The 14,360-nt window shown below is 62.6% G+C and carries 9 protein-coding genes and 4 pseudogenes; 9 read left to right on the top strand and 4 right to left on the bottom strand.

Going from position 1 to position 14,360, the window contains the following annotated elements; translation table 11 throughout:
- From BUS12_RS17170 to BUS12_RS17140, 7 genes and pseudogenes are all read left to right on the top strand, one after another.
- A pseudogene (locus BUS12_RS17170) lies at positions 1-1,241 on the top strand (efflux RND transporter permease subunit); the annotation flags it as partial.
- A 92-nt stretch (positions 1,242-1,333) separates the two neighbouring features.
- The gene (locus tag BUS12_RS39415) at positions 1,334-2,755 is read left to right on the top strand and encodes an efflux RND transporter periplasmic adaptor subunit (protein WP_143788343.1); all 1,422 of its coding nucleotides are present in this window, start codon (positions 1,334-1,336) and stop codon (positions 2,753-2,755) included.
- Positions 2,652-4,094: an efflux transporter outer membrane subunit gene (locus BUS12_RS17160; RefSeq protein ID WP_253190152.1), complete on the top strand. Its 1,443-nt coding sequence runs from the start codon at positions 2,652-2,654 to the stop codon at positions 4,092-4,094. Before BUS12_RS39415 ends, BUS12_RS17160 begins: the two co-directional genes overlap by 104 nt.
- Positions 4,095-4,350: 256 nt before the next feature.
- Positions 4,351-4,701: a hypothetical protein gene (locus BUS12_RS17155; RefSeq protein ID WP_074296735.1), complete on the top strand. Its 351-nt coding sequence runs from the start codon at positions 4,351-4,353 to the stop codon at positions 4,699-4,701.
- Positions 4,702-4,828: 127 nt separating this feature from the next.
- A pseudogene (hpnJ, locus tag BUS12_RS17150) lies at positions 4,829-6,250 on the top strand (hopanoid biosynthesis associated radical SAM protein HpnJ).
- 43 nt (positions 6,251-6,293) lie between these two features.
- A pseudogene (gene hpnI, locus BUS12_RS17145) lies at positions 6,294-7,531 on the top strand (bacteriohopanetetrol glucosamine biosynthesis glycosyltransferase HpnI).
- 129 nt (positions 7,532-7,660) lie between these two features.
- Positions 7,661-8,599 (top strand): annotated as a pseudogene (locus BUS12_RS17140) (lysylphosphatidylglycerol synthase domain-containing protein); the annotation flags it as partial.
- A 112-nt stretch (positions 8,600-8,711) separates the two neighbouring features.
- On the opposite strand, the gene BUS12_RS17135 reads toward BUS12_RS17140, so the two are convergent.
- From BUS12_RS17135 to BUS12_RS17120, 4 genes are all read right to left on the bottom strand, one after another.
- Complete coding sequence (locus BUS12_RS17135) at positions 8,712-10,046, bottom strand: type II toxin-antitoxin system HipA family toxin (protein WP_074293655.1); 1,335 nt, start codon at positions 10,044-10,046, stop codon at positions 8,712-8,714.
- 2 nt (positions 10,047-10,048) lie between these two features.
- Positions 10,049-10,555, bottom strand: a complete 507-nt coding sequence (locus BUS12_RS17130) for a helix-turn-helix transcriptional regulator (RefSeq protein ID WP_074293654.1) — start codon at positions 10,553-10,555, stop codon at positions 10,049-10,051.
- A 169-nt stretch (positions 10,556-10,724) separates the two neighbouring features.
- Positions 10,725-11,603, bottom strand: a complete 879-nt coding sequence (locus BUS12_RS17125) for a sterol desaturase family protein (protein ID WP_074296900.1) — start codon at positions 11,601-11,603, stop codon at positions 10,725-10,727.
- Positions 11,604-11,780: 177 nt separating this feature from the next.
- Positions 11,781-12,731, bottom strand: a complete 951-nt coding sequence (locus BUS12_RS17120; RefSeq protein WP_074296898.1) for an AEC family transporter — start codon at positions 12,729-12,731, stop codon at positions 11,781-11,783.
- Positions 12,732-12,838: 107 nt separating this feature from the next.
- Between BUS12_RS17120 and BUS12_RS17115 the strand changes: the two genes are divergently transcribed.
- Both BUS12_RS17115 and BUS12_RS17110 read left to right on the top strand, forming a co-directional pair.
- Complete coding sequence (locus BUS12_RS17115; RefSeq protein WP_074296894.1) at positions 12,839-13,705, top strand: LysR family transcriptional regulator; 867 nt, start codon at positions 12,839-12,841, stop codon at positions 13,703-13,705.
- A 95-nt stretch (positions 13,706-13,800) separates the two neighbouring features.
- Positions 13,801-14,337, top strand: a complete 537-nt coding sequence (locus BUS12_RS17110) for a GNAT family N-acetyltransferase (protein WP_074293653.1) — start codon at positions 13,801-13,803, stop codon at positions 14,335-14,337.
- Positions 14,338-14,360 lie beyond the last annotated feature (23 nt).

The following is a 14,360-nucleotide window of genomic DNA, read 5'->3' as shown; positions in this document are numbered from 1 at the left end:
CGGCGAGAAATTCCCGGCGGTGACGTTCTCGTTCCTGCCCGCGGACATGGTGAGCCAGATTCTCAACTTCGGGCTGCCGGCGCCGATCGACATCCAGGTGGTCGGCAATAACCTGGACGACGACCGCACGTTCGCGGACAACCTGCAGGCAAAACTGCACGGCGTCGAGGGTCTCGTCGACCTGCGCATCCAGCAGCCGGCCGATCAACCGGAGATTGCGATCAACGTGGACCGCACCAAAGCGCTGCTGGCGGGCCTGCGGCAGCAGGACGTCGCGCAAAGCCTGCTGATCGCACTGTCCGGCAGTTCGCAAACGTCGCCGAACTTCTGGCTCAATCCGCAGAACGGCGTGAGCTATCCGGTGATGACGGAGGTTCCGCAGTACGACATCAATTCGCTGCAGACGCTGGCCAATTCCGCTCTCCGCGACGTTCACGCCGGGCACCGGCGGCTCGGGCAGCAACGCAGGCGGCGTCAACGGGATTCTCGGCGCGATGGGCACATTTACGCGCACGACGCAGCAGGCGGTCGTCACGCACTACAACGTGCAGCCGGTGATCGATATCTACGGCTCGGTGCAAGGACGCGATCTGGGCGGCGTCGCGACGGACGTGACGCGCATCGTCGATGCCGCGAAGGCTAACTTGCCGCGTGGCACGAGTGTGATCCGCGGCCAGGTCGACACCATGCAGAGTTCGTTCAACGGCCTCGCGATGGGCATTGGCTTCGCCGTGCTGCTCGTGTACCTGCTGATGGTGATCAATTTCCAGTCGTGGATCGATCCGCTCGTGATCATCTGCGGTCTGCCGGGCGCCATGGCCGGCATCGCGTGGATGCTGTTCGTAACCAACACGACACTGAGCGTGCCCGCTTTGACCGGCGCCATGATGTGTATCGGCGTGGCGACGGCCAACAGCATTCTCGTCGTGAGCTTTGCGCGCGAACGGCTGGCGCAAGGCATGGAGCCGCTGCAGGCCGCGCTGGCGGCGGGCGTGGGCCGCTTCCGTCCGGTGCTGATGACGGCGCTCGCGATGATGATCGGCATGGTGCCGATGGCGCTCGGCATGGGCGACGGCGGCGAGCAGAACGCGCCGCTGGGACGAGCGGTGATCGGTGGTCTGATGATCGGCACGGTCGCGACGCTGATGTTCCTGCCGGTGGTGTTCTCGGTGGTGCATGCGTGGCTGGCCAAACGTAGTCCGCACGGTATGACGCAGGCCGAACTCGACATTCTGAAGTGAACGGCGCCGCGCCTCGCCCGGTCCCGGAGCGGGGCCGCCTTGTGCCTGGCAACCCTAACCTGATCTGATTCGAATTGACCGGAGTACGCCGCATGTCCAACCAACCTCCCAAGTCCGCGCCGGAGCATCCGTCGCAGACCGCGCCACAGACTCAACCGCCCGCGCAACGCCCGCGCGGCGTTCTGCGGGTTGCCCTGATCGTAGCGGTTGTCGCGGCGGCGCTTGGCGCCGGTATCGTGCCGCGGCTCGACGCGCGTGCCGCGCTGCTGCAGCAGACCGAGGCACTGGCCGTGCCGACCGTGCAGGTCACGCTACCCACGGTCGCGCCGCCCGACCAGGCGCTGGTGTTGCCGGGCAATATCGAGGCGTATCAGCAGACGCCGATTTTCGCGCGTACCAACGGCTATCTGAAGGCCTGGTACGCCGATATCGGCACGCATGTGAAAGCCGGGCAATTGCTGGCCATCATCGACGCGCCCGAAGTGGACGCCGCGCTGCGTCAGGCACGTGCAGATGCGCAGCAGGCGCAGGCGAACGATCAGTTAGCCCAGGTGACGTCGACACGCTGGCAGCAACTGGTGCAGACACACGCGGTCTCGCAGCAGGACACCGACATGAAACAGAGCGACGCGCAGGCGAAACATGCGGCGCTTCTCGCGGCGCAAGCGAATGTGGCGCGCCTTGCGCAGATGCAGTCGTATGAGAAGGTCTATGCGCCGTTCGAGGGTGTGGTCACGGCGCGAAACATCGACGTCGGCGCGTTGATCGATGCGGGCAGCGCGGGTGGTCCGGCCAAAGAGATGTTCGATCTGGCCCAGACCAGCGTGTTGCGCGTATACGCCGATGTGCCGCAGAACTACGCCGGCACGCAACTGGACGGCACGTCGGCGTGCCTCGAGGTTGCGCAGATCCCCGGACGCTGCCTGCCGGGAACCGTCGCGCGCAACACGGGCGCGATCAATCCGACGACGCGCACGCTGCGCATCGAAGTCGACGTGCCGAACGCGGCCGACGCGGTGCTGCCGGGATCGTATGGACAGGTGCGGCTGTCGCTGAAAACCGCTCAACCGGGCTTGTCGTTGCCGGTGAATGCGCTGCTGTACCGGCCTGAAGGGGTGCAGGTTGCCACCGTCGATGCGCAACAGAAGGTGCTGCTCAAGACGATCAAGCTGGGCCGGGACTTCGGTACGCGCATCGAAGTGGCCGCGGGCCTCGTCGCGACCGACAAGGTGATCCTCAATCCGTCCGACTCGATTACTAATGGACAGCCCGTGCGGGTTTCGTCCCTGGCAGCGCCTCGGCGACAAAAGCGAACGGAGCAGGGGGCCAGTCATGAAGCTGCGGCTTGTTCACGTGACGCCGCTGCGCAGCGCGCGCGCGCGGCTGCTTGGTGCGCTTTGCGCGGCGAGTGTGTTCGGTCTCGCGGGCTGCTCGATCGGTCCGGACTATGTGCGACCCTCGGTGGCCGTGCCCGCGGCTTTCAAGGAGAACGGCGGCCTGTCCTCGACAGATAGCGGCGCACTGTCGACAACGGCGGGCAAAGCGGCCGTGTCGTCTTCGCCTGCTACACCTGGCTGGACCCACGCCGCGCCTGCCGACACCGAATCGCGCGGCGCATGGTGGACGCGCTTTAACGACCCGCAACTGACGGCACTCGAAGCGCGCGTCAGCGTCTCGAACCAGACGATCCAGAAGGCCGTCGCTCAGCTTCAGGAGGCGCGTGCGATGGTCGAGTCCGCCCACGCCGCGTATCTGCCGACCGTCGGCGTGACGACCGATGCGACCAGCCTGCACGATTCGGCGAACGTGATCGGTCATCAGCAGACGGCCGGCAAGTCGTTCGGCGATTATGCGGTCGCACTCGACGCGAGCTGGGAGCCGGATCTGTGGGGCAGAATCGCGCACGAAAACGACGCCGCACGCGCCGGCGCACAGGCGAGCGCGGCCGATCTCGAGAGCGTGCGCCTTGGCGTGCATGCCGAGCTGGCGGTCGACTACTTCAATCTGCGCGGACTCGATGCCTCCAAACGCTTGCTTGATCAGACGATTACAGATTACCGACAGTCGCTCGATCTCACCAAAAGCCGTTTCGCGGTCGGCGTGTCGTCGCAGGCGGACGTGAGCCAGGCCGAGACGCAACTGCAGGTCACCGAAGCGCAGGATATCGACCTGGGCGTGGCCCGTGCGCAATACGAGCACGCGATTGCCACGCTGACCGGCGTGCCCGCGTCGACGTTCAGCTTGCCGCCGGCCACGGCGGATTTCGTACCGCCCGCGATTCCAGTGGGGCTGCCTTCCGAACTCTTGCAACGCCGGCCCGATATCGCCGCCGCGGAGCGACGCGTGGCAGCGGCCAATGACCAGATCGGCATTGCCCAGTCCGCGTTTTTTCCCGACCTTGTTTTGTCTGCCACCGGTGGGTTCGAAAGTTCGACCTTGACGAACTGGCTCACTGCACCGTCGCGCATGTGGGCGGTAGGACCGGCATTGGTGGGCACCCTGTTCGACGGCGGCCGCCGCCGCGCGATGACCGAGAAGGCTCAGGCGCAATACGATGCCAGCGCGGCCGATTATCGCGAAACCGTGCTGACGGCCTTTCAGGAAGTGGAAGACAACCTGGCGTCGCTGCGTATCTTGCGTGAGGAGGCCAGCAAGCAGAATGAAGCGGTGGCGTCAGCGCAAAAGACCCTGCAGCTTGCATTGGACCAGTACCGGATCGGCACCGTGGACTACCTGGAGGTGGTCACCGCACAAAGCACGGCATTGACGGACGAGCGCACTGCCGTCGACCTGGAGCGCCGGCAGATCGACGCAAGCGTTTTGCTCGTCAAGGCACTGGGAGGCGTGTGGTGATTCGGGGCTGTCGCCAGTCAGATCGTCATCTTTGCCAGGGACAATTCGCACTGTACTGCATGGGTGTTATGTCGTTGAAAGTATGGCGCCTTTTCGCTTAAGGTTCCCATCAGGTTTCGCCGCTACTATCGACTCACAACGCATGGACGTATAGACGCGCTTTAAAACCAGAAGACGTGCATCGGCTTATCGATCGCTACAAGGAAAATGAAAGCGCGTTCGATATTTCCGCCCATCCGTATCGACGAACCGCGCCATGAAACCATCCACAATCAACATGCTACGGGCCTATCTCCTGACAGCGTCGCTTGCTGCCATCGTGATAGACGTAGCGGCGCTTTTGGCAATCGGCCTGTTCGGTGTGCCTGAAGATGTGTTTACGTCGACGACCTTCCGGCTAGTCGCTGTGGCGGTCATCGTGTGCTTCGTACTGGTCACAAGACACGTGGCGCGCGCCGCATTTGTCTCAGCCCTGTCCCAACGCTACGCCACCTTCAGCGCAGCACATGCCAATGCCATCGAGATATCGCCAGTGTGTCCGGTGCGCATGCTTGTGGTTCTCCATCTCCGGTTCAATCGCACGGCCATCGAGTGGGCCGCGTGCTAACGGCAGCAGGTTTTGCGCCGGCCGCGCGTAATGCCGCGCGAGGTCCGGCGCGCTGTCATGTCATCGCAAACCCATTCTTTCGATTACCTGATTATCAGATTTCAAGCATCTTGCCGGAGCATCATTCATGAAAACGCTGTTTTTGCAGGCCCCGTCGTATGACGGTTTCGATGGCGGCGCGGGTTCGCGCTATCAGGCGAAGCGCGAGATCCGCTCGTTCTGGTATCCCACCTGGCTCGCGCAGCCGGCGGCACTCGTGCCGGATAGCCGCGTACTCGATGCGCCGGCGGATGGCTTGTCGGTCGCAGCCTCGCTCAAGATTGCGCAGCAGTACGAGCTTGTGATCATCCACACCAGCACGCCGTCGTTTCCCACTGACGCGATGTTTGCGCAGGACCTCAAGCAGCTCAAACCGTCGGTGATGATCGGCATGGTGGGTGCGAAGGTCGCCGTGGATCCGCACAACTCGCTGACCGCGAGCGAGGCGATCGATTTCGTCTGCCGTGAAGAATTCGATTTCACCTGCCAGGAAGTGGCCGCGGGCAAACCGCTCGCGCAGATCAGGGCTTGAGCTATCGCGCAGCGGACGGCTCGATCGAACACAACGAGGCGCGCCCGATCCTCGAGAACATGGACGAGCTGCCCTTCGTCGCACCGGTCTACAAGCGCGACCTGAAGATTGAAAACTACTTCATCGGTTACCTGAAGCATCCGTATGTATCGATCTACACGGGTCGCGGCTGCCATTCGAAGTGCACGTTCTGCCTGTGGCCGCAGACGGTAGGCGGGCACCGCTACCGCACGCGCTCGGTGGAGAATGTACTGGAAGAAGTGAAGTGGATCCGCGACAACATGCCTGAGGTCAAGGAGATCATGTTCGACGACGACACCTTCACCGACTTCAAGCCGCGCGTCGAAGAAATCGCACGCGGTCTCGGCAAGCTGGGCGTGACGTGGTCCTGCAACGCGAAAGCGAACGTGCCGTATTCGACACTGAAGATCATGAAGGAAAACGGCCTGCGCCTGCTGCTGGTGGGCTACGAGTCGGGCGACGACCAGATCCTGCTGAACATCAAGAAGGGTCTGCGCACGGACATCGCCCGGCGCTTCAGCGAGGACTGCCGCAAGCTGGACATCAAGATTCACGGCACGTTTATCCTGGGGCTGCCGGGCGAGACGCAGGAGACGATCGAAAAGACGATTGAGTACGCCAAGGAAATCAATCCGCACACGATCCAGGTGTCGCTGGCGGCGCCGTATCCGGGCACGACGCTCTCTACAACCAGGCGGTGGAGAACGGCTGGCTGCAGGAGAACAAGGTGATCAATCTCGTCAGCAAGGAAGGTGTGCACTGGCGGCGATCGGTTATCCGCATCTGTCGCGCGAAGAGATCTATCACCACGTCGAGAGCTTCTACAAGCGCTTCTATTTCCGGCCCTCGAAGATCTGGGAGATCGTGCGCGAGATGCTCATGAGCTGGGACATGATGAAGCGGCGTCTGCGCGAAGGCGTCGAGTTCTTCCGCTTCCTGCGCGCTCACGAAGCGTAACGGGCATGTGTCCCTTCCGCCGTGTCGCGTGGACGGACCCGTCATGAAGCGCCTCGCCTGGCTCGCGTGCCCGATTGCCGTGCTGCTGGCGATCGGGCTGATCGAACTCGAAGGATCCCTGCGCGCGCTGCATCTGTTGCGCCTCGCGCTGGCGGTGCTGTGCGGCATGGGGGCGATGTTCGGCATTGCATACACGGTACTGGCCGGCGCGCTGATCGGGCGTTTCTTCGCGCGTCCCCCCTCGGAGCCCAGCAGCTATCCGCCGGTCACGATCGTCAAGCCGCTGCACGGCGACGAGTGGACCCTGCTCAGCAATCTGGCGAGCTTTTGCCAGCAGGACTATCCGGGTCCACTGCAATTCCTGTTCGGCGTGCACGACTCGGAAGATCCGGCATTGCACACGGTTGAACAGTTGCGTCTGCTGCATCCTGATGCGCATATCACGGTGGTGGCCGATGCACGTCTGTATGGACCCAACCGCAAGATGAGCAACATCCTCAACATGTTGCCCGAGGCGCAGCATGACGTGCTGGTGTTCGCGGACAGCGACGTGAGCGTGGGGCCGGATTATCTGCGCAACGTGATCGGCGAGTTGCAGAAGCCCGGCGTGGGTCTCGTCACCTGTGTCTATCGCGGCCAGCCCGATCCGGGGTTCTGGCCGCGGCTGTCGGCCAAGGCGACCAATTACCAGTTCCTGCCGGGCGTCGTGACGGGGCTGGCATTGGGGATGGCGCGGCCGTGCTTTGGGCAGACCATTGCGATGCGGCGCGAAACGCTCGAGAAGATCGGCGGCTTCGCGCAGTTCGTGCATCACCTGGCGGAGGATCATGCGATCGGCGAAGCGGTGCGCATGATTGGCGAGAAGGTGGTGATACCGCCGTTCACGGTGTCGCATGCGTGCGTCGAGACCAGCGCCACCAAGCTGATTGCGCACGAATTGCGCTGGAGCCGGACTATCCGCACGATCCGATCCGGTCGGCCATTTTGGCTCGGCACTGATTCATCCGCTGGCCTTTGCCTTGCTGACGATCGTGTTGTCCGGCCGGTGCGGCATGGGCGTGGCCGCTCGTGGCGGTGGCGCTGCTCGCGCGGCTGGCGCTGAAAGTACAATCGGATCGCGCGTTGCGCAAGTGCGTCGCGACCTGTGGTTGTGCCGTTCTGGGATATCGTGTCGTTTTTTTGATCTTCGTGGCGAGCTTCTGTTCGACACGAGTGATCTGGCGAGGCGTGAGCTTCAAGGTGGACGGCAATGGTTTGCTGTCGCCAGTTCAGGACGAGTAAGGGGTTATGCGGATTTTCTTTGCAGGCTGCGCGGGTGGGTTCAGCGGACCTCCGGCAACGTGGCGTATTCGTAGTACCAGTCACCGCGGTCAATGCGGTGATGCTGGGGGCGTGCAATAAGGTGGCAGCGTGATGAAGCATGTCGGTCGTCTCGCGCGTTGCTTGGCTTGATTGCGTCGCTCTGGCTGGTGGTGCACGACAACCCGGGCGCGGTGCTCGGGCTCATGCGCGCCGCCGGCGCGGGGCTGGTGCTGGCGGGGCTCGCCCACGTACTGCCGATGCTCGCCAACGCGCGCGACTGGCAAAGCCTGATACGCGGCGCGAACCGGGCCCAGCCTGGCGGGCATGTTGCAACTGTCTGGATTCGCGAATCGGTCAACAGCATGTTGCCGGTGGCGCGCATCGGCGGCGAGGTGGTGTCGTTTCGCCTCATGCGGCGTCGCGGTCTGCGCGGCTCGACCGCGGCGGCGAGTCTGGTGGTCGATATGCAGCTCACGCTGATCAGCCAGTGATGTTCACGCTGGTCGGCATCGGCTTTCTGTTTGCTCACGCGGCGTCGGGCACGCTACGTCTCGCTGCCGATCTGGCCTGGGGCATCGTGGCGCTCACGCCGTTGCTGGTGCTGTTCGCGCTGGTGCAGCACGCGAGCCCGTTCGAACGCATCACGCGCATGCTGAACCATGCGACGAGCGGGAAGCTGGCCGCGTTGGTGGGCCAGTCGGCACAGATCGATCAGTCGATCAAACTGATCTGGCGCCGCCGTGGCGTGGTGCTGCGCTATCTGTTCTTCTGGCAGCCGCTGCAGTGCGTGCTAACCGCGCTGGAGATCTGGCTGGCGCTGTACTTTCTCGGTGCACGCGTGAGTTTTACCGAGGCGGTGGTGATCCGAGTCGCTGATTCAGGCGGTCAGTAGTGCGGCGTTTTTTGTGCCGGGCGGGCTGGGGGTGCAGGAGGGTGGCTTCGTCCTGATTGGCGGCGCGCTGGGGGCTCGATCCGGCGACGTGCCTTGCGCTTGCAGGGGCGCGGCGGATTCGCGATCTGCTGATCTTTGTGCCGGGGCTGTTGGCGTGCAGATCGCGGAGTCGTCGGGGAAGGTGGGGGCGAGGGCGTTGGCGGCGGTGAGCAGCGGTGGCGTGGAGGGTGGGGAGTCGCGGGTTGAATCACGGGGCGTGATCCCCGCTTACTTCGACAGGGCCAGTTTGCTGCTCAGCCGCTGCATGCCGTTGAAAATGGCCTCCGCAATATCCATGGGGAAGTCTTTTGGCAGGAGGCCCGCAACCTCGTCGATGACATCCGAGGTCTGCGCAGTCAGTTCGCCGATCATCTCTTCGGTCTCTGCAGCAGAAAATCCGACGCGTTGCCCTTGGGCAATCCAGTGACGGCGCTGGATCTGGTTGATCAGATAGTGGACGTTCTTGCCACGCACCGCCATGGCCAGTTTCGCCTTTTGCACGGCAATGTGATTGGCGCCCCTGCCTATGATCGGATGAGCGGACAATACATCATAGAGCGGCGTGGATTCGTAACGGTTGGCCGGCAGGTGGGCGATGCTGAAGTTTTTTGCATGACCATCCGTGGCCGCCAGCAGCCAGAAGATCATTTGCGTCATGAAGAAGTGACGCCTGTCCGTGGCTTCGCGCTCAGACCGTTCGAGCACGTGCATGATGGCTTCAATGCCTGGGCCGCCGTCAGACTCGTACTTTTGAAGTGCAGGTGTGCCGGTTGCCTGACACATATCCTCTTGCGGTAGCCGCAAAATCCAGCTTGCGTCGCTTGATAACCTGCGGTCGAAGCGTTCGACAATGAGTACCTTCTGATCCTCGAACCTGGCGATTTCGCATTGGGCGATGGGCAGGCCATAGGCTGCGACGATTTTCGAGCAGAGCCACTCGTTTTCCACCGAGGTGCGCATGTCGGCCCGCATGTTGCCTACCAGGCCCAACGGCAACTTGAAGATATGCGTGGTTGGCGTGCTGCCCTCAGGCAGCAGCCATCGGTTACCGCTTCGGAGAAGGGCCGTTTTTTCCTGCGCGCCGGCGATGGACAGGCGCAGATCATCCACAGGTTCATGCTGGCCCAACTGGATTGCCGAGGTTGTGTCCCGCAGCAGGCGGGCGATCTCACCCTGCTTGAGTTCGCGTCCGCGGATGCTCCTGAGATCGACCGGCGCCTCGTCCAGCGGGAGCATCTGGATGGCGCCCACGCAGTCTCGGCCCAGTTTCGCGAGAAGCTGGAAAGGCTCGGTGCTACCGGTTTTGTAGCGTGTGGCAATGCGGCGGCGGATCGCCTCGCTGTCAGGAAGAAGATTGTCGAAATAATCCGCTACGACCTGGCCGCTATAAGGCTGGTTGCCCGGTGTGAAGGGCAGCGATAGGGAGAGGGGGCGCCCTTGGGGATCGTCGATCCAGTCGTCCCGATACACGAGCCGCTCGCCGCTGCGAGTGGTTTCCCAATAGCCGACCGGCAGACCATTCATCCACAGATCAAGCCGATTCATTTGCGTGCGGCGCGGCATGTTTACCAATTCTCCCTTTTCTTGTTGCTCCCTCCCGTCGTTCTGGCGCTTCGTCGGACAGTAGGCTCATTGTTGTTGCTGCTTTTCCGGGTTGTTTCAGCCCGTTTTGGGGCGCTGCTGGCACGCAATGAGGTTTCCTGCGGACTTTTCGTCTTGCCAGGCGTGACGCGTTTTGCGTGAGCGGCCGGCAAGGTCTTTGCCTTAGCACCCTTATTTTTTCGGGCTGCGACGGACATGCTTGCCGGAGGAGGCGGAGCAGTCTTGCGCGGAACGCCGCCTTTCTGTGGACGCGCAGCGGTGTAAGCCAGCGTCAGATCGACATCCAGTGCACGCAAGACCCTAAAGAGCCGCTCTACGCTGACTGCGGCCGGATTGGCCTCAAGCTGGGCGTAAGTCTGCTGCGTCACACCGAGGCGACTGGCCATCATGGCTTGCGTGAGCCCAGCAGCTTTGCGGAATCCCTGCAGAATGGGCCGTAGCTGATTAAGCGTCTTGATCGGATAATCCACCGTAGGTCTCCGGTCCGTATTCAAGCACAATACAGGTTATAGACTGTAAATGCAAATAACAGCCTATAGGCTGTATTTCGCAAATACAGGCTATAAGCTGTACGCCTTGCCGGCAGGCTTGCTCGGCAAGGACAATTTCAGTGCAGCGGAACACCCGTGCAAGCACGCCTTAGTGCGTCACCCCCCGCCGCAAATCCTCCGTCGTTTCCCCTGCACCGTCCGGCCTCCAACCCGGCGGACGCAGCACATATCCGATCGCGGTCCACGGACGCTTCGACGATGCGATGTCGCGAGCGAGGCTCACCCAATGTTCGAACTGCACGACAAAGGGATTGTGCGAACGTGTCGGCGTTGTGAGGCCATAGCGGCAGGGCAGATCGTCGCGCTCGGCGACGTAGGTGCCGAACAGGCGATCGAAGATAATCAGCACACCGCCGTAATTCGCATCCAGATACTCTACGTTCGATGCGTGATGCACGCGATGAGCCGATGGCGTGTTGAACACATATTCCAGCCAGCCTAGTTTCGGCATCCATGTGTTGTGCAGCCAGAACTGATACAGCAGATTGATCATCAACGTCGCCAGCACGACTTCGGGGCGGATGCCGAGCCAGACGAGCGGCGTGAAGAACATCGCGGTACCGGTCAGCTTTCCGGTCCAGCCAAGACGGTATGCCGAGGAGAGCGTCAGTTGATTCGGCGAATAGTGAACCGCATGGGTTGCCCAGAAGAAACGGATGCGGTGAGACGCGCGGTGATACCAGTAATAGAAGAACTCTTGCCCGACGAACAGCAACAACACCATCAACGCGCTGTTGATAGTGGCCGTATAGATGCGATGGTCCCATGCAAACGCGAAGATCGGCGCAGCCAGCGATAAGGGCAGGAGCGCAAGCAGCTTGCGGCCGACCAGGTCGGTCAACGACAGCATCACTTCATGCCAGTCGAAATGCGCGGTTTTTTTGCGGCTGAGGACCCATGCTTCGATCATCGACGCGCTGACGACAATCGCTGTAGCAAAGAGCGAAATTTTTCCTGTGGAGATCATTGTGTGCCTGTTCCGACTCGTGAGGGGACGAATCGTCTGCGGCACCGATCGCCGCCGCGTCCCATGAAACCAGTCTAGGGACGGGCACGGTTAAAAGATATGTGCGAGATATGTCGCGCAGTGTCACGACGCGAGCGAGCGTGAACGTGCCGCACCACCGCACCGCCACGCCGTCGTTCAGGCGCCGTGCCGCATAAACAATAGCAGCAGCGAGAGCGTGACGAGCGAACCCAAGGTGGACAGAAGAATAGTCCGCGATGTGATGTGCGCTTCGCGCCGATAAAACTCCGCAAGCATGAACGGACCGGTGCCGGTGGGCAGGGCAGCCAGCACGACGGCCATTTCAACCAGCATGGGCGACAGCGCAAACACACGTGCGGCGAGCCACCAGGTCAAGGCCGGTTGCAGCAGCAACTTGGTGGCGGTAAGCAGCAGTGAAGCGCCGTTTTTCGTCGCCTTGGCTTGACCCTCGCGCTTTTCTGCGAGGAACAGACCGAGGCTCACCAGCGCGCATGGGCTTGCGGCGCCGCCCAGCAGTTTCAGAAACGTCTCCGCGCTTTGCGGCAACGTGACGTGAACGCTGGCCACCAGCACGCCGACGATGGGCGAAACAATCAGCGGATTGCGCGCCAGCGAACCCACCACCTTCAACGCCAGCCGGTGAGGCGCGCGCTCGGTCTGCAGACCCACCTCGATCAGGACAATCGCGATTGCAAACAGCACGCAGGCGACGAGGATCGTAGCGATCGTGGTCGGCGTCAGGCTGACGGGTCCAAACGCGATCAGGCACAGCGGAAAGCCGATGTAGCCGGTGTTCGGATACGAGCCCGCAATCGCATCGACGCTGGCGTCGGCCAGGGGCCGGCCGCCCAGCAGACGCACGGCGAGAATCAGCAAGAATATCCCGGCGCAGGCCAGCGCGAAGGTCGCGACAAACGCCGGCTGATACAACTGACGCCAGGTGGCGTGGGCCATGATGTCGAACAGCAGCGCGGGCAGCGCGAGCCAGACGACGAAGCGGTTCAGTTCCGACGCGGCCGTGGGCCCCAGCAGGCCGCGCTTGCGGCACACGAAACCCGCGAAAATCAGGCCGAATACGGGGAGCAGAATCTCGAGGGTCGATAACATCAGTGAGGCAGGCCGACAGGCTGAGAAAAGACGATTCGCCAGAGTAGTGGTTCACGTTGATACAATCAAATACCGTTTCGAGTGCCCAACAATACCTTTTTTGCATCGTGATCGACGTCAAACCGCTACGCTACTTCGTGACGCTGGCCGAGACCCGCCATTTCGGCCGGGCCGCGGCGCGGCTCAACCTGTCGCAACCGCCGTTGAGTCGCCAACTGGCGGCGCTGGAGGCGAGTCTCGGCGTCACGCTGATCGAGCGCAGTCCGCGCAGCGTCACGCTGACGGCGGCCGGCGAGCGGTTCTACGCCGACGCCAAGGCGATTCTCAGCGCAATCGAACAGGCCGCGCGTAATGCCCAGGCGGCCGCGCACGGCGACACGGGGACGCTGGCGATCGGCTTCACGATGTGTGCCGCGTACAGCGTGGTGCCCAGTTACGCGCGGACTTTCGGTTCGGCATATCCGGAAGTGGCGCTCAATCTGCGCGAGGTGGTGTCGAACGATCTTGCTGCGCAGGTGCTGGCCGGCCAGATCGACGCGGCAATCATGTTTCCGGGCGCGCCGAACAGGAGCCTCGCCATGCGCACGATTGTCAGCGAGCCGCTGTGTGTGGCGCTGTCGCGGACTCATCCACGAGCGCGGGCGCGGCAACTGAAGATTGCGCAACTGGCGGGGGAGCCGTTTGTGCTGGCGTCGGAGGAAGTGGCGCCCACCTTGCGCGCCACCATCCTCGAGCATTGCCGCTCGGGGGGCTTCGAGCCGGATATCCGTTTCGAGGTGCAACTGCAGCAGACGGTGCTCAGTCTGGTCGACGAGGGTGTCGGTGTTGCGCTCGTGCCGGCTTCGATGCGCAAGGCGCAGCTTGCAGGCGTGGTGTTCCGGCCGCTGGCCGATGCACCGACAATCGAGCAGGTGCTGGTGTGGTCGCCGGTGAATCGCAACCCGTGTTTGGAGCGGTTTTTGGAGCTGGCGTAGAGCGAGTGCGAAGTTCGGTACTTGCATGGCATTGCCTAACGCATTGCCCAAAATCTGCGATCATCCCAACCACCTTCAACCCCATTTTCCGCACCATGGCCCAGTCCAGCACGTTCCTCGAGACTGATCGTCTGACCATGCGTCCTCATGTCATCGAGGATTTCGACGACAGCTTTGCGATGTGGTCCGATCCGGAGGTGATTCGCTTTATCGGCGGCCAGCCGTCTACCCGCGAAGAGGTTTGGGCGCGTCTGTTGCGCTACGTCGGGCATTGGGCGCTGCTGGACTTCGGCTATTGGGTGGTGCGTGAAAAGGAGAGCGGCCGCTTTGTCGGCGAAGTGGGCTTCGCCAATTTCCGGCGTCAGATCGAGCCGCCGCTCGACGACATGCCCGAGATCGGCTGGGCGCTGACGCCCGCGGCCCACGGGCGCGGCTACGCAACCGAGGCGGTGCGCGCGGCGCTACGCTGGGCCGATGCAGAATGGCCCGCCACCCACACTGCTTGCATCATTGCGCCGGAGAACACAGCGTCCCTGCGGGTAGCGCAAAAGTGCGGTTACGTAGAGTGGGTTCGCGGCGTCTACAAGGGCAAGCCGACTATCCAGTTTCGCCGCGCCGCCGCGCCGGCCTGACACGAGTACGAGGCGCGGTAGCC

The organism is Paraburkholderia phenazinium, assembly GCF_900142845.1.
GTDB lineage: Bacteria > Pseudomonadota > Gammaproteobacteria > Burkholderiales > Burkholderiaceae > Paraburkholderia > Paraburkholderia phenazinium_A.
The sequence above is the reverse complement of the archived record's forward strand: the minus strand, read 5'-3'. Positions and strand labels throughout refer to the sequence as shown.